This window comes from Pyxidicoccus sp. M6, assembly GCF_055568925.1.
Map to the genome: position 1 here is coordinate 12,472,724 of NZ_CM145714.1, position 19,364 is coordinate 12,492,087.

Below are 19,364 nucleotides of genomic sequence, written 5' to 3' on the forward strand. Positions count from 1 at the left end.
ATAAATTTTCCACCCCCTCATAAAACAAACCCAGCCCGAGGCATGCGCGTTGACTGCGCAACACGCGCCTACACCTGGAAGTACGGGTATTTCTGGATAACCGTGTAGGTCTCCAGGGGATACACACCCAGATAAACACAGGCCGGAGCCCCCTCGCGGAATGACTCACGCGGGTTGCTCCGGCCCCATGTCTGACAATGAAAAACGCGGAGAAGTGCTAGCGCGAGGACGTCTGGGTGACGATGAACTCCACGCGGCGGTTGTTCTCGCGGCCCTTCGCCGTCTGGTTGGTGTCCACCGGCTTCGTTTCACCGTAGCCCACCGCGTCCAGCCGCTCCGCCGCGATGCCCTGCTTCACCAGGAACTTGCGCACGTTGTTGGCGCGGCGCTGGGACAGGTCGAGGTTCTTCGCGTCGTTGCCCTGGCTGTCGGTGTGGCCCTCGATACGGAGGCGCTCCACCTGAGGGTTGGCGCGCAGCACCGTGGCCACCTGCTTCAGCAGCGGGAAGGAGCGCGCGAGGATGATGTCCTTCGACGTGGCGAAGTAGACCTTCTCCAGGATGAGGATGCGCTCACCGTCGAGCTGCACCTTCGCCTTGCCCTTGTCCGGGCAGCCATCCTCGTCCTGCACGCCGTTGATGACCTCGGCCTCGTTCGGGCACTTGTCGGCCGCGTCGGTGATGCCGTCGTTGTCGTTGTCCGGCTCGGGGCAGCCATCCGCATCCTCGAAGCCATCCTTGTCCTCGGCGGCGTGAGGGCACGCGTCATTGGCGTCGAGGAGACCGTCGTGGTCCGAGTCCACCGGCGGCGGCGGGAGCTCGAGCGCGGGCTGCTTGTCCGGGCAACCGTCCGTGTCCTTGTAGCCGTTCTTCGTCTCCGGCTCGTTGACGCACGGGTCGGCGCTGTCGGCGATGCCGTCCTGGTCATTGTCGAGGTCGGGGCAGCCGTCCGTGTCCTCGAAGCCGTCCTTGTCCTCGGCCTCCACGGGGCACCGGTCCTCGGTGTCGATGAAGCCGTCGCCGTCGGTGTCCACCGGCGCGGGGGGAACGAAGGGCTTCGGCTCGCGCGAGGGCGGCGGGCTGTAGCTCAGGCCCGCGAGCACGCGGAAGCCCGGCGTGCCGTAGCCGCGCGTGAGGCCGGGGCCGGCGCCCACGTGCGCGGAGAGGCCGCTCAATGAGCGGTACTTCAGCGCCGCCAGCACTTCCAGCGGGCGCTCCTCCGTGTCCTGCTGCTTGAAGCCAACAGCGCCCACCAGCGTGGCCTCGGCGGACAGCGGCACGTCGCGCAGGGTGAAGGGCAGCTCCGCGCCGACACCGAAGGCCAGCGCGTTGCCCGTCATCAGGTTGCGAAGCTGCTGCTGCTTGCGGAGGTCCACGCCGAGGTTGGCTGCGAGTCGCAACCGCTGGCCATACTCGGCCACGAGGCGAGGCTGCACGCCGACGCCCGAGCCCCCGAGGAAGTCCGAAGCGCCACCCGTGGGCAGAATCACCGGCACCACCAGCGCGAGGCCGAAGGAGTCACCGTCCACGAGCCGCGCCTTGGGCACCAGGCGCAGGTCACCGATGCCGCCCGAGGCCACGCCGTTGGCGAGGCTGGAGTCCACCTGCGGCGCCGACTCCGAGTCCTGCAGCGTCACCGGCAGCAGCACGCCCAGCTCGAAGCGGTCGAACAGACCCACCGCGCCCATCAGGTCCAGCCCGACCTGTCTGCGCACCAGCGCGGTGATGAAGCGGTCCTCCCGTGGGTCGAGGTAGTTGAGCGGCTTGTCCGCGTAGTTGAGCGACAGGCCCACGTTCCAGTTGAGGTGGCTCTGCACACGGGCGCTGTGCACGCCGAGGATGTCCCCGGCGCCCGGCCCCGGCTTGTACTGCTGCACGTCGATGGCCTGCGACACCGTGGGCGTCGTCACCTGCGCCTGAGCGGGCGAGGCCACCAGCGCGCCCGTGAGGGCCACGCCACCGGCCGCGCCTGCAATCAGGGCCCGCGAAGAAAGCCCACCCGCGTGAGCCAGACGGCCCGGCAGCATCGGCGAGGACTGCTCCGCCCGCGCGGACTGCCGGCCCGCGCGGCGCAGGCGGCCCAGCAGCGGCAGCGCGAGGAGCAGCAGCGCCAGCGGAGCGAAGGTGCCCGCCCCGCCCGTGCTGCAGCCACGGCCCGTGATGGCGAAGTCGTCATTGCCGTCCAGCGGGTTGCTCCCGCTGTTGACCTCCGCACCGTCGCTGGCACCACCCAGGTCCGTGTCGCGGTTGTTCGGGTCCGTCTCGCCGTTGTCGAAGCCGCCGTTGTGGTTGGCGTCCTCCACACCGTCCTGCAGCCCGTCGTCATCCGAGTCCACGTTGAGCGGGTTGGTGGGGTTGGCGCCCTTCACCTCGACACCGTCGCTCAGGCTGTCACCGTCGGTGTCCGCCTTGTTCGGGTCGGTCTCCGTCGCGCCCACGCGGCCGTTGTGGTCCGCGTCCTCCGCGCCGTCGTCGAGCCCGTCACCATCCGTGTCCGCCTTCTTCGAGTCGGTGGTGGTGCTCGGGTCGTCATCCGGGCGGAAGTTGGGAGAGGACGTATTCGTCCCGGCCGGCGCGTTCTCCAGCGTCACGCCGCGCTCCGTTCCGTCGAGCAGGCCGTCGTTGTCGCTGTCCGGGTCCCTGGCGTCGATGAGGCCGTCGCCGTCCGTGTCGGTCAGGCCATCCACGCCGTCCGGCACGCCGTCGTCGTCCGTGTCCGCGTCGCGCGGATCGAGGCCGAGCTCGATTTCGGTGTCGTCATCCACACCGTCACCGTCCGCGTCCTTGTCGTCCGCGGCCACCAGCGGGTCGGTCTCGTCCGCGTCCACGCGGCCGTTGTGGTTCGCGTCCTCCACGCCGTCGCGCACGCTGCCGCTGTCGGTGTCGACATCGAGCGGGTCCGTCTTGGTGCTCGGGTCCGCGTCCGGCGTGAAGTGCGCCAGGTCGGTGTCCTCGCCCTCCGGCTGCGTCAGTCCCAGCTCCAGGCCGTCCGCCAGCGCGTCACCATCCGTGTCCGCGTTGTTCGGGTCCGTCTCGTTGGCATCGACGATGCCGTCGTGGTCGGCGTCCTCCGTGCCGTCCATGAGGCCGTCGTCATCGGAGTCATCGTCCAGCGGGTCCGTCTCGCCGACCTTGACCTCGATGCCATCCGTCAGGCCATCGCCGTCCGTGTCCGCGGAGCTCGGGTCGGTGCCGAGCGAAATCTCCTCGGTGTCCGTCAGGCCATCGCCGTCGGTGTCGGCGGCCACGGCCCAGGCGTAGGTGGCCGGCGTCGGGTCGACATTGCCCGCCCCATCCACCGCGCGCACCGCCAGCGTGTGATTGCCCGAGGCCAGGCCCGTGAAGGTGCTCGGGTCGGCGCACGGCACGAAGGCCGCGCCGTCCAGGCTGCACTCGTAGGCCACGCCCCCCCCCGTCTGGTCGAAGTCGAAGACGGCCGTGGTCGGCGCGTCCACCAGCACCGGGCCGCTGACGATGCTCGTATCCGGCGCGGTGAGGTCCACCGTCCACGTGTACATGGCCGGCGTCGGGTCCACGTTGTCATCCGCGTCCCAGGCACGCACCGCGAAGGTGTGCTCGCCCTCGGACAAATCGCTCATGGACAGCGGCGTGGTGCACGGCGTGAAGGCCGCGCCATCCGGGCTGCACTCGAAGGTGACGGGCGACTCGTCCGAGGTGAACTCGAACGTGGCGCTCGTGTTGTTCGTCAGCGCGGGAGGCGTGGAGGTGAACGTCGTCTCCGGCGGCAGCGCGTCCACCGTGAACGCGTGCGTCACGGGCTGGCTGGTGTTGCCCGCCTCGTCCGTGGCCGTGACGGTGACGGAGTGCGTCCCGTCGGCCAGCGCGCCACCCGGCAGCGTCCAGTTGCCCGAGACATCCGCCGTCACCGTACCCACCGTGACGCCGTCCACCACCACCGTCACCGTGGCGCCCGGCTCCGCCGTGCCCGAGTACGTCACCTGCGGCACGGAGAACACGTCACCGTTGGCAGGCGCAACCAGGGAGACGGCCGGAGCCACCGTGTCCACTTCCCACGTGTGCGTGGCCGGCGTGGCATCCACGTTGCCCGCCGCGTCCACCGCGCGCACCGCGAGGGTGTGCTCGCCGTCGGCCAGCGGGCCGAAGCTCGCCTGCGCCGGGCACGCCGTGAAGGGCCCACCGTCGAGCGAGCACTCGTACGTCACCGGGCTCTCGTTGGAGGAGAAGACAAACACAACCACCGCCTCGCGCGTCAGCGCCGCGGGGCCACTGTCGATGGCCGTGTCCGGAGCGGACGTGTCCACCGCGAAGGTGGAGGTCGCCGGAGCGCTCGCGTTGCCCACGGAATCCACCGCCACCACGGAGACGGTGTACGGGCCGTCCGCCAGCGTCGCCGGAGGCGTGAAGGTCCAGTTGCCCGACTCATCCACCGGGATGGGGCCATACGTCACGCCGTTGAGCGTCAGCGTCACCGAGGTGGCGCCGTCCGCCGTACCAGAGATTGTCACCACGCCCGAGTCCAGCACCGCGCCGTCGGCCGGCGTGATGATGACGGGCACAGCCGGAGCCGTCAGGTCCACCGTCCACGTATAGGTGGCCGGCGTCGGGTCCACGTTGCCGGCCGCATCCACCGCGCGCACCGTCAGCGTGTGGTCACCCTCCGCGAAGCCCGCGAAGGTGCCCGGGTCCGAGCACGGCACGAAGGCCGCGCCGTCCACGCTGCACTCGAAGGTGGAGTCCGGCTTGGAGGCCTCGAAGTCGAAGGTGGCCGTCGTGGCGTTCGTTACCAGCGCGGGGCCCGAGTCGATGAGCGTGTCCGGCGCGGCGGTGTCCACCGTCCACCGGTGCTCGGCGGGCGTCGGGTCCACGTTGCCCACCGCGTCCACCGCGCGCACCATCAGCACGTGCTCGCCGTCAGCGAGGCCCGTGAAGGTGCTCGGGTCCGTGCACGGCGCGTAGGACGCGCCGTCGAGGCTGCACTCGTAGGAGACGCCGCCGCCCGTCTGGCGGAAGTCGAAGGTGACCGACGTCGCGTTGGTGAGCGCGGCCGGACCGGAGTCGATGAACGTGTCCGGGCCCGTCAGGTCGACGATGAAGGTGCTCGTCACCGGGCCGGCCGTGTTGCCCGCCGCGTCCACGCTGGTGGCGCTCACGGTGACAGGTCCTTCGGTCAGCGGCACGGGCACCGTGAAGGTCCACGTACCAGCACCGTTGACGGAGATGGGGCCATAGGTAGCGCCGCCCAGCTCCAGGAAGATGCTGCTGCCCGGCTCACCGGTGCCGGTAATCGTGGGCGTCGCGGTGCCCACCGTGTCGCCGTCGGCCGGCGAGTCGATGGTGGGCAGCGTCGGCGCCGTCAGGTCCACCATCCACGCGTACGTCGCCGGCTGCGGGTCCGCCGTGCCAGTCGAATTGACGGCGCGCACGGCCAGCGTGTGGCTGCCCTCGGTGAGGCCCGTGAAGGTGCTCGGGTCGTTGCACGCTGTGAAGATCGCGCCGTCCAGGCTGCACTCGTAGCGCACGCCGCCGTTCACCTGGTCGAAGTCGAAGGTGGCGGACGTCGCGTTGGTGCGCGAGGCCGGGCCGGAGACGATGAGCGTGTCCGGCGCCGTGGTGTCGACGAGGAAGTCATGCGACGTCGCCTCGCTGATGTTGCCCGCGGCATCCGTCGCCGTGGCGTCCACCGTGTGCGAGCCGTCCGTCAGGTCCGTCGTCTCCACGATGCTCCAGCGGCCGTTACCATCCGCGGTGACGGTGCCCACCACGCGGCCATCCACCGTCACCGTCACCTGGGCGTTGGGCTCGGCGGTGCCCTGGTACGTCGGGCGGCGCGTGGCCACCGTCGCACCATCGGCCGGGCGCTCGATGACCGGCGCGTTCGGACGCACCGTGTCCACGGTGAAGCGATTCGTGTTGCTCGGCTCGCTCACGTTGCCCGCCGCGTCCGCGGACGTGGCAACCACCGTGTGCGGGCCCTGCTCCAACGCCACCGGGCTGGGGAAGCTCCACTCACCCGAGGCCTTCACCGGCGCGGTGCCCAGCACCTGGCCGTCCACCACCACCGTCACCACCGTGCCCGGCTCCGCCGTGCCGGTGAACGTCGGCTGCTGCGTCGGCACCACCGAGCCATCCGCCGGAGCCGTCACCACCGGGCGCGTGGGCGCCGTGCGGTCCACCGTCCACGAGTACGTCGCGGGCGTCGGGTCCACGTTGCCGGCCGCATCCACCGCGCGAACCGCCAGCGTGTGGCCGCCCTCCGAGAGCCCCGTGAAGGTCTCCGGGTCCGAGCACGAAACGAAGGCCGCGCCATCCACGGAGCACTGGTACGTCGCGTCCGTCGTGTCGCTGCTGAAGTCGAAGGTCGCGGAGGTGGCGCTCGTCACCAGCGCAGGGCCGGAGACAATCGTCGTGCTCGGCGCCGTCGTGTCCACCGTCCACGTGTACGTCGCGGGCGAGGCATCCACGTTGCCCGCCGCATCCACCGCGCGAACGGCCAGCGTGTGGCTGCCATCCGTCAGCCCCGGGAAGGTCTCCGGGTCCGCGCAGGCCGCGAAGGCCGCGCCATCCAGCGAGCACTGGTACGTCACCGGGCTCTCGTTGGAGCTGAAGTCGAAGGTGGCCACCGCCGAGCTCGACACCGTCGCCGGAGTGCTGGCGAATGACGTGTCCGGAGCGAGCGTGTCCACCGTGAAGCTGGAGGTCGCCGGAGCGCTGCTGTTGCCGGCGGCATCCGTCACCACCGCCGAGACGGTGTGCGGACCCTCCGGCAGCGGCACGGCCGGCGTGTAGCTCCAGTTCCCCGAGGCATTCACCGTGATGGGCCCGTACGTCGTCCCGTCCACCGTCAGCATCAGCGACGTGTTCGGCTCGGCCGTGCCGGTGAAGGTCACCGTTCCACTGTTCAGCGTGGCGCCGTTGGCCGGCGCGACGATGACCGGAGCGGCGGGAGGCGTCGCGTCCACGCGCCACGCGTAGGTGGCGGGAGTCGGGTCCGCGTTGCCGGCCGCATCCACCGCGCGCACCGCCAGCGTGTGGTTGCCGTCACCCAGACCCGGGAAGGTCACCGGGTCCGTGCAGGCCGCGAAGGCCCCATTGTCCAGCGAGCACTGGTACGTCACCGGCGACTCGTTCGAGTTGAAGTCGAACGTCGCGCTGGTGGACTTCGTCACCGAGGCGGGACCACTGACAATCGTCGTGTCCGGCGCTGTGGTGTCCACCGTCCAGGCATACGTCGCGGGCGTCGCATCCATGTTTCCCGCCGCATCCACCGCGCGCACCGCCAGCGTGTGATTGCCCTGCGCCACCGTGAAGGACTGCGGGTTGGTGCACGCCGCCCAGGCCCCGCTGTCCAGCGAGCACTGGTACGTCACCGGCGACTCGTTGGAGTTGAAGCTGAACGTCGCCGTGGTGCTGTTCGTCAACGAAGCAGGCGCCGACACGATGCTCGTATCCGGCGCGGTGGTGTCCACCTTCCACGTGTACGTCGCGGGCGTCGCATCCACGTTTCCTCCGGCATCCACCGCGCGCACCGCCAGCGTGTGGTTGCCCTGAGCCAGCCCGGGGAACGTCACCGGGTCGGTGCACGCCGTCCAGGCTCCGCTGTCCAGCGAGCACTGGTACGTCACGTTGCTCTCATTGGAGTTGAAGTCGAACGTCGCCGACGTGGCGGTCGTCGCCGCCGCCGGGCCGCTGACAATCGTGGTGTCCGGTGACGTCACGTCCACCGTGAAGCTCACCTGCGACGCGGGGCTCACATTGCCGCCCGCGTCCGTGGACGTCACCGTCGCGGTGATGGGGCCCGCGGGCAGCGTCGAGCTCGTGCAGGACCAGTTCCCCGCCGCGTTGACGGTCGCCGAGCAGACCACCACCCCATTCACCACCACGCGCACCGTGGTCCCCGCCTCCGCCGTGCCGGAGAACACCGGCGTCTGCGTCGCCACCGTGCTGCCGCCCACGGGCGTGTTGATGACCGGCGCCGGAGGCAGGCTCGCGACGATGTTGGTGGGGCCGGAGGTGGAACCGTTCGGGTTGCTCGTCGACGACGCCGCCTGTGCGCCCTTCTGGCCCGACGCGGTGATGGTCGCCTGGTTGGAGATGGTGCCCGACGTGCCGTTCTTCACGACGACGCGGAAGCGGATGCTCGTGCTCTGCCCCACCGTGAGGCTGCCGCCCGTCGTGGCATTGGCGCCCGTCCCCAGCCGCACCGTGAGGACGCCGGCGTTGTACTCGCCCACGTCGTCACCCGACAGGTCCGTGAGCGCCCCCACGTTCGGCCCGGAGACAACCTGGAGCGTGCCCGGCACGTACGTGAGCTGCGACGGCAGCGGGTCCGAGAGCACGGTGCTGACGCTGGTGTCGTCGCCGGTGTTGGTGGTGACGATGGTGTACTCGAGCACGTCGCCGCCCCGGATGGAGCCGTCCGCGCGCGGAGAGACAGGCGTCGCCGTCTTGTACGTGTTGGTGAAGTCCGGCCGCACCGTGGCGATGGAGGTGACGAAGGCGCCCAGGTGGTACGTGTCACCGGTGGACGTGGCCGTCAGCGACATGGACGTGTTGCCGCCCGACACCCGCGAGGTGATGTCCACCACGTCCAGGTCCAGGCCGGACATGCTGTTCGCGGCGCCCGACAGGCGGGGCAGATCCGTCGCGCTCCCGCTGGACGCCACGCCCAGCACCGAGCGGCTGCCGTTGAAGAAGTTGGTGGAGCTGTTGACGGCGTCCGAGATGGAGGTGCCGTTGACCTGGAACTGGTCGCCCGTGCGGGTGTTGTCGCCCTCGTAGGCGATGAGGCCCAGCTTCGCGTCATAGCCGGACGTGGGCACCGTGAAGCCGGACAGCGTCACGGTGATGGGGTTGCCGCTGCTCACGCTGTCCAGGCCGTCGAACAGCGTCAGGTTGCGCAGCGGCTCGCTGGCGAGGCGGTAGAAGACCACCAGCGACCAGCTGCTGAACGTGCCGAGCACGTTCTGGTCCGCGAGGGCCGCGCCATCCACGCCGCTCACCTCGTAGACGCCCGCCCCGTTGGCGGTGACCAGGCTGGTGACGTCCGCCGAGGCCTCGTAGATGAACTCCGACGTGAGGGTGCGGCCGTAGGAGACATCCGCCGTCAGCGAGGCGGAGAAGCCTCCCGGCCGGCTGAAGGTGGCCGTGGTGTCCGCCGTGCCCGCCGTGCCCGCCGCGTTGAGCTCCGCGGCCCAGTACAGCCGCGCGTACGTCACCGTCGCGCCCGCCGGCAGCACCAGCGTGGCGCGGCTCCGCGCGGAGGCGGCCGTCACCGAGGTGTTCGCGGTGGCCACGTCGTTGGTGATGCTCCAGTACACGTCCGTGGCATCGTCCGACGTGTTGGTGCCGCAGGTGCCCACCGTGCCAATCAGCGGCGCCGGCACGCCCGCGGCGCAGTCGTGCGCCAGCGTGTTGCCAATCAGCAGGATGTCGCCGCGCTGGTCCGACTGGAAGCGCTTCACCGGCGCCGCGCTGGCCGTGGCCGCACAGAAGAGGACGAGCAAGGGAAGCAGCGCCAACGGCTTCCGGGGAAGGACGGGCGGGGAGTCTGACATGGTGGAGGGTCCGGGGAAGCGCTGGGGGAGTGCCGGGGAGTCGAAGCGAGGAGTACGAGCCATGACGGGCGTCTCCGGCCTACGGGTCCGCCAGGCCCGCGAGCGCCATCACATGGCTCGCGAGCGTGGGAAGGGGTTGGGGTTTGACGAGGAGCAGGTCCACGTGCGCCATGCGCGCGTCGCGCTGCACCTCCGCGGTGCAGTGGCCCGTCAGCATCACGATACGGGTGCGCGGAGAGGACTCGCGCAGCCGCGCCGCGAGGATGAACCCGTCCACGCTCCGCGTACCGCTGAGCATGAGGTCCGTCAGCACGACGTCGAACCGCATGTCGCGCGACGCATCCAGCGCTTCCTGGAGCGTCGCGGCGGAAGACACGCTAAAGCCGCTCATCGAGAAGTAACGCCCCAGGGACCATCTCAGGGTGGGTTCGTCATCGACGATGAGCAGACGCCGGGCCATGGCGCCGCACCGAGCAATGGTGATGCCACGCGGTGGCGTGATGAAACACGTGGGTTTACGCGCGCGCCGCGCGAGACACCGACGATGGATGTCTGGGTTTCAGATCTGGATTCTGGAATCCGGATTGATATGCGACCCAAGCGGATGACCTCGGGTACCTCATGGAGCGCACGCGCGGTGAGGCCGCCGTGCCGGACCGCCTGCGGGTTGCGCGAAATTCCCGCCTCCCCATGAGAGGAGCGGAGCCGCGCGTCTTTCCGGGAGCGCGCACTCACGCCAGCTCGGGACGGGCGAACGTGGCGAGCCCGTCGATGTAGCGGGCGAGCGAAGTCAGGGGCTGGGGCTTGACGAGGAACAGGTCCACCTGCGCGTCGCGCGCTCGCTGCCGCGTCTGCTCGTTGGAGTAGCCCGTCAGCAGGATGTAGCGCGCGTGGGGCATGAGCTCGCGGAGCCGGGCCACCAACTCCAACCCGTCCTCCCGCTGCCCGCGGGCGAAGAGCAGGTCCGTCAGGACGACGTGAACGGGCGCGGTCGCGACGGCCTCCAGCGCCTCCCGCAGGTTCTCCGCGGAGACGACGTCATATCCTTGGAGGGTGAAGTACCGGCTGAGCGCCCAGCGCAGGGTCGGTTCGTCATCGACAATCAACATCCGCTTCCGCATGCGCCGCCGCGTGAGCAAGTCACATGCCCGGTGCGCGCGCTCCGGTGCCAGAGCCGCAACGCCTCACATCGCGGCTCCCTGCTCGCGTGCCGGGCCCTCTTGCTGTCTGGATTTCAGATCTGAAATCCAGAAGCCGGACAGCGCGGTGCCCCGTGTAAATCCCTCACAGGCGTGCCCGACGACGCCTCGGGGGTGGAGTCGTCGCGAGGCGTGACGGTGCTGGGGGCGGCCAGGGAGGCGGTCCGCCCGCCGCCGAGACCCGGCTCACCGCTGGGGTAGGATGGCGGAGGCTACCTGGTTCATCAGCTTGAGCTGGCCGCGCGACATGCGTCGCAGGGTGCGCAGGAGCCGGCGCATCTCCGGCAGGTGGTCCTTGTCCCGGGAGTCGTCCTCCCACAGGGCCGCGCCCACCGACGCCGCCGTGACGAGCCCCATGCCCACATCCGCGGACAGCCGCAGGGCCAGGCACAGCCGGAACAGGGTGGGCACGCTGGGCATCATCTTCCCGCGCTCCATCCGCCCGTACACCTCCGCCGCGATGCCGATGCGCTCCGCGACGTCCGCCTGCGTCAGCCCCGCGCTCATCCGCGCGGTCCGCGCCGCCTCGCCAACACTCGCCGCCAGGCGCCGCTCCAGTTGCTGACGCGACATCCTCGCGCGGTCGGTCACGCTGCGGCGCCGGGGCCGCCTGCGGGGGGTAGCGGAACCTTCAGGGTGGGTCTTCACCACGTCAACCTTCTGAGTCGGGCCGAGGCCCCGGCCTGAGCAGGAATCAGCCGCCCCCAGTCACGGGGCTTCCCGACTTATAACCCAGCAAGTCAGCAGGCGATATACCGATATGGCGGGTAGTGTATCCCCCCGGCGGCACTCCAAGGACGCTCGCCACAGCCCCACCCGCCGCGTCCTCCTCTTCCTGAGACGCCGCGTGCATCCCACCTGACACTACATCCCGTGAAACGGCCTCGGACTGGCGAGGCCTGCTCCGTCCGGAAGGGCCGCTTCGGACGGGGCTTCGCGAGGCGCCCGGCTGCCGTGGATGGAGCAGGAGCCCCTGGTGAAGCCGCCACGGAGCGGCGGGGACTCCCTCATCCAAAGGGCTACGCCGAACGAGGCTTCGCGGGGCGCGCGGCTACCGCGGGCAGAGCAGGCCGTGGTCCGTGGTGGAGTCCGGTGGCGTCCACCCGCCGTGGGTACTGAGTGGGTACCCGGCGGGAGGTGCGCACTTCGTGGCAAAGGGACACCCGGCGCAGGGCCCTATGCCTGGCCATTGCCCCATCAATCGCAAGCGCTCGCCGGGCATGGTGCCCTGCGTGCGATTTTTTCAGGAGACGAGCTTCGAGCCGACGACGCGCAGGAGAGACGAGAGCCAGACCAGGGCATAGGCCATCGGAGGGCTCTGGCCGGATGCGATCTTCGTCACCTCGTTCCAGTCATCGGACAACTGCCCCATCGTCAGCTCGGACTCGGGTGGGGGCGCGTACACCGAATACAGATGCTTCTCCGGGATGCTCCAGTAGAAATCCTCCGTGACTTCGATCTCCGTGCGGCCAGTTCGCTCCAGATGGTCGAACAGGGCGTCTGTCGCTCGTCGCAGGTCGGAAAGCTGAATCTTCACGGTTCTCCTCCCAAGTCCCTGATGGCCTTCTCGAAGGCCCGGAGCTCGTCTTCCAGGTGCTTGATCCGGCCATTGATGATCCTCTGTCGGACTGCCGGTGATGGTGCGTTCTTCAGCATGTCCTGATTATCGAAAGCATCAGGGTTGGCCTTGTAGCCCGCCAGCTTCTGGCGGTGCTCCACCAATCGTGCCTTGAGGGACTTGATCGACTCCGAGGGATTGGAACTGGTCTGGCGCCCTCGCATCGTCATGGCCACCGCCCCCGGCGCCAGGGCGATGGTGATGGTTTCGGCACTTACGGCCACCGCTCCCACGTCCCCGACCGCCGCGAGCTTGATGCCCATTTGCGACTCGGCCTGCACCGCTGCCCGCGCGACGCCGGGGAACTTCGGAACCTTGGCCCCCAGCCCCGCCGCCGTGTTGCCCACGGCCGCCACGGCCAGCATGGCGAAGGCTCGCGCCGCGTTGCGGCCCATGAGCTTGCCGTAGCGCTCTCCCGCCTCGCGCAGCTCGTCGAACGTGGTGGCCCGGTCCGCATCTCCCATCAGTCGCTTGAAGCCGACAATGAGGCCCCAGAAGGTATCGACGCCCACGTAGGCGATGAGCGTGGCGGTCATCACGGCGGCGAGCCCCTTGGAGACCGTCACGTCGGGAAGGGAGAGGAGGATCATGTACGTGGTCCACGTCCACAGAACGGCGGCCACCATTGCGTGGGGATCGGCCATGTCCTTGAACGTCTCCAGCATCTCGTCCAGCACGGCGCCCTTGGCGAGGCCCATGGCGAGCGCGAAACGACCATCTCCGTTGACGAAGGGGTGCTCTATCAGCAGGCGGAGACAATCCCCGGGCCTGCCAGTGCGCTCGCACCAGCGCAGGTAGGCGCGCGTCAGCTCCAATTCCGCCGCCGGTGCTTGCTCCTCCAGGTGCTCGCTCGAACCAAGCGGAGTGAGGCGGCGGCTGTGGGGCTCGTACGTATACGAACCGCTCCGCGCCTCCACCTCGAACAGCCTCCGGGCGGCTTCCTGGGGCCGAGTGGAAGGCCGTATGCCCCGGGTCAACTCCGTCACGGCCTCCTCGAAGTCGTCCACGTCCAGTCGCACCGGCTGGACGTCACCGGTGCGCGGGGTGAAGATGGTGGGCTTTTCACGCCCTGTATCGAGTCGCACGATCCGGGAGGCCGTGCCGCACCCGGCGAGCAGGAGCAGCAATAGTGGCGTCAACCAGCGCGTCATCATGGTTTCCTTCCAGCCCTGCTCACGCTCCGAGAGCGTAGGAGTAGGAACTCAGGGAACGATGGAAGCCATGTCGTCCGCGCGAAACCAGGACTTGCCACGGCGGGATTCCTCCCGACGAACCAGGTGATGCTCTGACGGTTGCTGGGGCGCGCTCGGCGGAATGACTACGGGAACGTCACGCCGGAGAGCGTGATCGTGCACAGCCCGCCCGGTCCCCACAGCTTGAGCGTGAACGTCCCTCGGGCTGCATCCGGCATCGCCTCCGCCTCCCGCAGGATGCGGACCCTCTGCTCCTCAGTGAACCGACTCTTCCTCACGACCGACCTGCCTCCTGGCCGCGAGGACTCTCTCACGCTTCAACCGGTCCGAAAATCGGGGAGCAGCTCACTTGCCATCCGCGTTCAGCTGGATGTCGTCACATCACAGGCCAGCAACCTGAGAAGGGAGAGCGCGTCGTCCGACTCGTCGGAAGACACGCGAACGAGCATGCCCCCGCGGCTGTCTTCCCGAAGCATCGCGGACTCATGTTGAACAACATCAACTCCTGTCACCGACAGCGGCCGCGCTTCATACCCACCGGGCATCGGATTGAGAGTGATTGGCGCGCGGCCCCCGGCGTGGAAGGCGGACGAAAAGGCCCGGGCCCGGTGCCGGGGTGAGGCACTACCCACAGGGTGACTTCCGGAAACAGGAGGACCATACTCGGAAGGTGAGCCGGCGAGCGTGGGAGGCCCGTCCGGCGCCGAGGAGAGCCGCCCATGTCGTCCCTGCCGTCCGACGTCCCCACCGCGCCGCGAGTGCTGCTGCGCTCCGGCCGCACGTCCTACGAGTTCGTGCGCACCCTGGGCACCGCCCACCACGGAGAGCTGGTGCTCACCCGCCGCCGGTATGACTGGGACTTCGCCGGCTATGCCGTCCTCAAGCGCCCGCTGCCCGCGGAGGCCGAGGCCGCGCGCCGGCTGATGGAAGAAGGACGCCTCAGCTCACAGCTCCACCACCCCAACCTCGTCCCCGTGCACCACGTGAAGGGCCCGGACGACGCGCCGGTGCTCGTCTTCGAGCACACGCCCGGCCACCGCCTGGACGTGCTGCTGGAGGCGTCCTTCCGCGCGCGGCTGCCCTTCTCGGAGGGCTTCGCCCTCTACGTCACCGCCGAGATAGCGGACGCGCTCCACCACGCGCACGGCCTCACGGACGAGAACGGGCGCGCGCTCCAGGTGGTGCACCGCGACGTGGGCCCCCACAACATCCTCGTCACCGAGCACGGCGCGGTGAAGCTGCTGGACTTCGGCGCCGCCTGGTCCCGGCTGCCGGGGCGCGTGGCCACCAAGGGGCCGGACCTGCCGGGCAGCCTCGCCTACGCCGCCCCCGAGCACGTGGCCCAGCTCGGCCTGGACGCACGCGCGGACCTGTTCAGCCTGGGCATCGTCCTGCTCCAGCTCCTCACCGGCCGCCACCTCTTCGAGGGCGCGGACCGCTTCGACGCCGAAGCGCGCCGCCGCCGCGAGCGCATGCTGTCCCAGGGCTCCGCCAGCCGCGAGCAGGCCCTGGACGCCGCCATCCACGAGGCCATCAGCCTGGCCGCCACGAACGAGCTCTCGAGCCGCATCCTCGCCTTCTCCCTGGAGGACCTGGACGAGGCCACGCGCGCGGTGCCCGCCGCCCTCCTGCCCGTCGTCCGAAGGGCGCTCGCCCCGGAGCGCAACCAGCGCTTCACCACCGGCGCGGAGATGGCCCGCGCCCTGCGCGAGCAGCTCCGCCGCACCGCGCAGCCCTTCGGCCGCGCGGAGGCCCTCGCCGAGCTGGCCGGCCTGCGCTACGCCGCGATGCGCGTGTCGGCTGGCGAGTCCCCCGAGGAGGCCACCGAGGACCGCCTCCTGCCGGAAGACGACACGGCCGCCTGATTCGCACATCCCCGCAGTGTCCTCGCCGACACTTCCGGCGTCGGCGGGAGGACGCATCCACCGGGCGGCCCTGGCGGACATTGGACGTGAGTACAAGGCTGCACACCCATGTCCACGTCCAGCCTCGTCCTCCTGGTGGAAGACCATGCCGACAGCCGCGAGCTGTTGGAGGAGTTCCTCACGCTGGAGGGCTTCCGCGTGGAGACGGCGGGCAACGGCCTCTCCGCGTGGGAGCGCCTGCGCCGCCCGCCCCGTCCGGACGCGGTGCTGTTGGATTTGATGATGCCGGTGATGAGCGGCTGGGAGCTGATGCGCCACGTCCGCGAGGACTCGCGGCTGCACTCCCTGCCGGTGGTGGTGGTGTCCGGCGCGGGCTCCTCGCAGCCCCTGCCCGAGGGCGTGCGCGCCACCGTGCCCAAGCCGGTGGATTTGGAGGAGCTGCGCACCACGCTGACGCGCGTGGTGCGCATGCACTGAGGCGTCAGCCCGGCGGCGCGCGCGGCAGCATCACCCGGAAGGTGGTGCCCGCCTGCGCGGTGGACTCCGCCTCGATTCGGCCGCCGTGGCCCTTCACCACCTGCTCGACGATGTAGAGCCCCAGCCCCAGGCCGCTGCTCGCGCCGCCCGCGTGGCCGGCGGAGGTGCCCCGGCGGAACGGGTCGAACAGGCGCGGCAGCACCTCCGCGGGAATGGGCTCGCCCGCGTTGTGGACCTCCAGCACCACCGCGTCGCCCCCGTCTGACAGGCGGAAGGTGACGGGCGTCTCCGGCGGGCCGTACTGGAGCGCGTTGCCGCCCAGGTTGCTCACCACCTGCATCAGCCGGTCCGCGTCCCACTGCCCCTCGTAGCGGCCGGGCCCCACCTGCACGCGCAGGCTGCGCTCCGGCCACGCGGCCTCCAATTCCTCCACCGCCTGCCGCACCACCGCGCGCACGTCGCCGGGCACGCGCTGAATCGGAATGCCGCCGCCCAGCCGTCCCCGGGTGAAGTCGAGCAGCTCCGAAATCATGCGCCGCATCCGGTCCGCGGAGCGGGCCAGCCGGGTGACGAGCCGCCGCTCGCGCTCCGGCAGCGCCTCGCTGTGCAGCAACTGGGTAGCGGAAAGCTGGATGGCGTTGAGCGGGTTGCGCAAATCGTGGCTGACGATGGCGATGAGCCGCTCGCCGAAGAGGGAGGCCTGCATCGCCACCTCCTGCGCGCGGCGCCGCTCGGTGACGTCCACCATGGTGGCCACGGCGGCGACGATGAGGCCATCCCTGTCACGGATGGGCGCGCTGGAGACGAGCACCGTCAGTCGCTGCCCGTTCTCGTGCGGGAGGAGCATCTCCTCGTTGCTCACCACCTCGCCGTGGCGGACGCTGCGGGTGAGCGGCCGCTCGTCGGACGTGTACGGGCGGCCGTCCAGGTGCATCGCCTCCGGGTAGTTGCGCGCGAAGTCCTCCGTGACGCTGGACGCCTGGAAGGGCCGGCCGGTGAGCAACTCCACCTGCCGGTTGGTCATCAGGAGGCGCCCGCTGGGGGCCTCGGCGATGAAGACGCCGGCGGGCAGCTGCTCCAGCACCGACGCCAGCCGCGCGCGCTCCGCTTCAATCGCCGCCAGGAGGCGCTGCCGGTCCACCTCCACCGCGCGGCGCTGGGTGATGTCCAGCACCGTGGCCACGCGCTGCACCACGTGGCCGGACGTGTCGCGGAAGGACGTCACGTGGGAGAAGGCCGGGAAGCGGCTGCCGTCCTTGCGGACGTGGAGCGACTCGTACTCGTGGGACGTCTTCGAGTGCGCGGCCGCCACGTGCCGGGGCAGTACGCCGCGAGACTCGGGCGCGAAGGTGTCCTCCAGCGGCCGGCCCTTCAGCTCCTCCGGCGCGTAGCCGTGCATGCGCGCGAAGGCCGGATTCACGTCGCGCATGATGCCGTCGTCCGCGCTCACCACCACGACGCCCACGCCCAGCCGCGTGAAGACCTCCTCCCAGCGCCGCAGCCCGGCCTCGCTCTCGCGCAGGCGGGCCAGGGACGCCTCGGCCTCGGCTCGCGCCTGGCGCTCGCGCGCGTGGGCCTGCGCCTGGGAGAGCAGCGCGGTGGCGCGCGCCGCCATGGCCCGGAAGAGGAGCAGGTCCTCCTCCGACAACTCCGGGGTGGTGCGGCTGCCCATCAGCGCCACGCCCAACAGCTCCGAGTCCAGCACCAGCGGCACGCCATACAGCGCGCGCAGGCCCGACGCGCGCAGGCTGGCCTCCCCCACCCGCGCGTCCGTGCCCGCCTCGTGCACCAGCAGCGGCTGGCGCGTGGCGGCGATGGTGCCGGTGAAGCCCTCGCCCACGGGCACCCGGGCGCCGGGCTCCAGCCCCTCGCCCACCACGCTCTCCACGCGCAGGGCGTCCCCGTCGCGCAGCAGCACCGCCGCCACGTCCACCGTCACCACCGTCTCGCGCAGCACCAGGAGGAGGCGCGGCAGGAAGCCGGCCACGTCCTCGCTGCCCAGCGCCGCGGTGCTGATGCGGTCCAGCGCCTGCAGCGTGCGCTCGCGCGCGCGGGTGTAGCGGCTGACGGAGGCGGCCACGGCCTCGTCCATGGCCTCGTGGAAGACGCGCTCCTCCTCCACGTCGGGCACGGGCTTGCGGCGCTGCACCCACAGCCGCAGCACGCAGGCGCGGAGCAGCCGGTACTCCGTCACCACCTGCCGCAGGTTGAAGCCCTCGCCCAGCCGCTCCAGCGCGTGCAGGTCCGGAATGGGGCCCAGCCCCGAGGCCACCCCGTCCCGGGGCCGCTCGTGCATCAGCTTGGAGACGACTTCCAGCAGCCGGGGCAGGCCATCGCGCAGCGCGGGCCGGGACAGGGCCTGGGCCGCGGGCATGGCGCGCACCTCCCCCTCCCACGCCTCCATGATGGCGTCGCGGTGCTGGAGGAGGAAGTCGGCCAGGGTGATGGGCACGGTGGCGCGGCATGTAAGTCCCCGCACCGCCGTCCGACAACCGCCTTCCACGGCCAAGTGCCGTGCATCGGAAAAGCCGGCCGTCAGCCCTGGGCCTGGGCGCAGTGCTCCGCCACGGTGTCCAGCAGGAGGGGAATCTCGAAGGGCTTGCGCAGCATGCCCCGGGCGCCCTCGGGCGGCTCGCGCGCCGAGGCGGAGAGCACCACGACGGGGACCTCCCGCAGCCTGGGGTCCGCGCGCACGCGCTCCATGAAGGCGAAGCCGTCCATGACGGGCATCATCAAGTCGAGCAGCACGAGGCACGGGCGCTGGCCGAGGTGGCCCAGCTCCCCGAAGACGTGCAGCGCGTCCTCGCCGTTCTCGGCCACGTGCACCTCGAAGCCCGCATCCTCCAGGATGTCGGCCACGGCGGCACGCAGGTCCGCGTCGTCCTCCACCACGAGGACCGAGCCAACACCCGGGACAGAGCTCTCCATCATGGTGCTGACGGTAATACCCCCGGCTGACGCGGCAGGCTGCCCCGCACCGGCGGGAGGGGGGCCCGCCCGCCTGCCCCCCCTCAGCGCCCCTGGGTGGAGGGAGGCTGCATGTGCGTCAGCCGCAGCAGGCGATGGTCCCTCTCCAGGCGGTAGCGGACGCGGAAGCCGGAGTCGAGCACCACCAGCCCGGCCTGCCCGGGGACGAGCGGCCCTTCGAGCGGGAGGTCGGCGGCGAGCGCGCCGAGCTCCGATTGCAGCCGGAGGCGCACCGACGTCGGACATTCGCTGAGGGTGCGCAGTGCCCGGGGTGCGAGCTGGAGACGGAGGGCCATGGTTCTTCAAGACTGGGCCGCTCCGCCCCGCGGAACAAGCCGTGCCCCCGGTCCAAGCCCCCCGTCAGTTTCCCGCCCCATGCGGGGGGCTGTCCTCCACAGTCCCGTGTGCGGTGGGGAACAGGCTCGCGCGCTGTCCGCCAGCCAACGCGCCGGGTTTCCGATCTGGCTCGGAGTCCCTGTCCGGGGTATCAGGAACCCCCTTCTTCCATTC

At 70.5% G+C, this 19,364-nt stretch carries 10 protein-coding genes and 1 pseudogene; 2 read left to right on the forward strand and 9 right to left on the reverse strand.

The features are described 5' to 3' along the window. Positions 1-217 precede the first annotated feature (217 nt). From ACVTJA_RS49230 to sitA5, 6 genes and pseudogenes are all read right to left on the reverse strand, one after another. A complete protein-coding gene (locus ACVTJA_RS49230; protein WP_465831437.1) occupies positions 218-9,535 on the reverse strand; it encodes an Ig-like domain-containing protein in 9,318 nt (3,105 codons plus the stop codon). A gap of 79 nt (positions 9,536-9,614) precedes the next feature. Then, positions 9,615-9,995, reverse strand: coding sequence for a response regulator (locus ACVTJA_RS49235; protein WP_465831440.1), 381 nt, complete (start codon positions 9,993-9,995; stop codon positions 9,615-9,617). Between the two features lie 271 nt (positions 9,996-10,266). Beyond that, positions 10,267-10,656, reverse strand: coding sequence for a response regulator transcription factor (locus ACVTJA_RS49240; RefSeq protein ID WP_465831441.1), 390 nt, complete (start codon positions 10,654-10,656; stop codon positions 10,267-10,269). A gap of 264 nt (positions 10,657-10,920) precedes the next feature. Next, positions 10,921-11,307, reverse strand: a complete 387-nt coding sequence (locus tag ACVTJA_RS49245; protein WP_465831443.1) for a helix-turn-helix domain-containing protein — start codon at positions 11,305-11,307, stop codon at positions 10,921-10,923. A 670-nt stretch (positions 11,308-11,977) separates the two neighbouring features. Continuing rightward, positions 11,978-12,271, reverse strand: coding sequence for a hypothetical protein (locus tag ACVTJA_RS49250; protein WP_465831445.1), 294 nt, complete (start codon positions 12,269-12,271; stop codon positions 11,978-11,980). A 236-nt stretch (positions 12,272-12,507) separates the two neighbouring features. After that, a pseudogene (sitA5, locus tag ACVTJA_RS49255) lies at positions 12,508-13,506 on the reverse strand (SitA5 family polymorphic toxin); the annotation flags it as partial. Positions 13,507-14,264: 758 nt separating this feature from the next. On the opposite strand from sitA5, the gene ACVTJA_RS49260 reads away from it, so the two are divergent. Together ACVTJA_RS49260 and ACVTJA_RS49265 are read left to right on the forward strand one after the other, a co-directional pair. After that, complete coding sequence (locus ACVTJA_RS49260; RefSeq protein ID WP_465831446.1) at positions 14,265-15,410, forward strand: serine/threonine-protein kinase; 1,146 nt, start codon at positions 14,265-14,267, stop codon at positions 15,408-15,410. Between the two features lie 108 nt (positions 15,411-15,518). Continuing rightward, positions 15,519-15,887, forward strand: coding sequence for a response regulator (locus ACVTJA_RS49265; RefSeq protein ID WP_465831448.1), 369 nt, complete (start codon positions 15,519-15,521; stop codon positions 15,885-15,887). A 4-nt stretch (positions 15,888-15,891) separates the two neighbouring features. Here the strand turns inward: ACVTJA_RS49265 and ACVTJA_RS49270 are convergent, their stop codons facing one another. The 3 genes from ACVTJA_RS49270 to ACVTJA_RS49280 all read right to left on the reverse strand — a co-directional run bounded on the left by ACVTJA_RS49270 (position 15,892) and on the right by ACVTJA_RS49280 (position 19,150). After that, positions 15,892-18,291, reverse strand: coding sequence for a PAS domain S-box protein (locus ACVTJA_RS49270; RefSeq protein ID WP_465840708.1), 2,400 nt, complete (start codon positions 18,289-18,291; stop codon positions 15,892-15,894). A 131-nt stretch (positions 18,292-18,422) separates the two neighbouring features. Beyond that, a complete protein-coding gene (locus tag ACVTJA_RS49275) occupies positions 18,423-18,818 on the reverse strand; it encodes a response regulator (protein WP_465831450.1) in 396 nt (131 codons plus the stop codon). 80 nt (positions 18,819-18,898) lie between these two features. Beyond that, entirely contained in the window at positions 18,899-19,150 is a 252-nt protein-coding gene (locus ACVTJA_RS49280; RefSeq protein WP_465831451.1) for a hypothetical protein, read from the reverse strand. Positions 19,151-19,364 lie beyond the last annotated feature (214 nt).

What these genes read in the sequence shown, in the direction of transcription:
- ACVTJA_RS49260 (WP_465831446.1), top strand. Translation starts at nt 14,265, where the DNA reads ATGTCGTCCCTGCCGTCCGACGTCCCCACCGCGCCGCGAGTGCTGCTG.
- ACVTJA_RS49270 (WP_465840708.1), bottom strand. Translation starts at nt 18,291, where the DNA reads ATGGAGGCGTGGGAGGGGGAGGTGCGCGCCATGCCCGCGGCCCAGGCC.
- ACVTJA_RS49240 (WP_465831441.1), bottom strand. Translation starts at nt 10,656, where the DNA reads ATGCGGAAGCGGATGTTGATTGTCGATGACGAACCGACCCTGCGCTGG.
- ACVTJA_RS49280 (WP_465831451.1), bottom strand. Translation starts at nt 19,150, where the DNA reads ATGGCCCTCCGTCTCCAGCTCGCACCCCGGGCACTGCGCACCCTCAGC.
- ACVTJA_RS49230 (WP_465831437.1), bottom strand. Translation starts at nt 9,535, where the DNA reads ATGTCAGACTCCCCGCCCGTCCTTCCCCGGAAGCCGTTGGCGCTGCTT.
- ACVTJA_RS49245 (WP_465831443.1), bottom strand. Translation starts at nt 11,307, where the DNA reads ATGTCGCGTCAGCAACTGGAGCGGCGCCTGGCGGCGAGTGTTGGCGAG.
- ACVTJA_RS49265 (WP_465831448.1), top strand. Translation starts at nt 15,519, where the DNA reads ATGTCCACGTCCAGCCTCGTCCTCCTGGTGGAAGACCATGCCGACAGC.
- ACVTJA_RS49275 (WP_465831450.1), bottom strand. Translation starts at nt 18,818, where the DNA reads ATGATGGAGAGCTCTGTCCCGGGTGTTGGCTCGGTCCTCGTGGTGGAG.
- ACVTJA_RS49235 (WP_465831440.1), bottom strand. Translation starts at nt 9,995, where the DNA reads ATGGCCCGGCGTCTGCTCATCGTCGATGACGAACCCACCCTGAGATGG.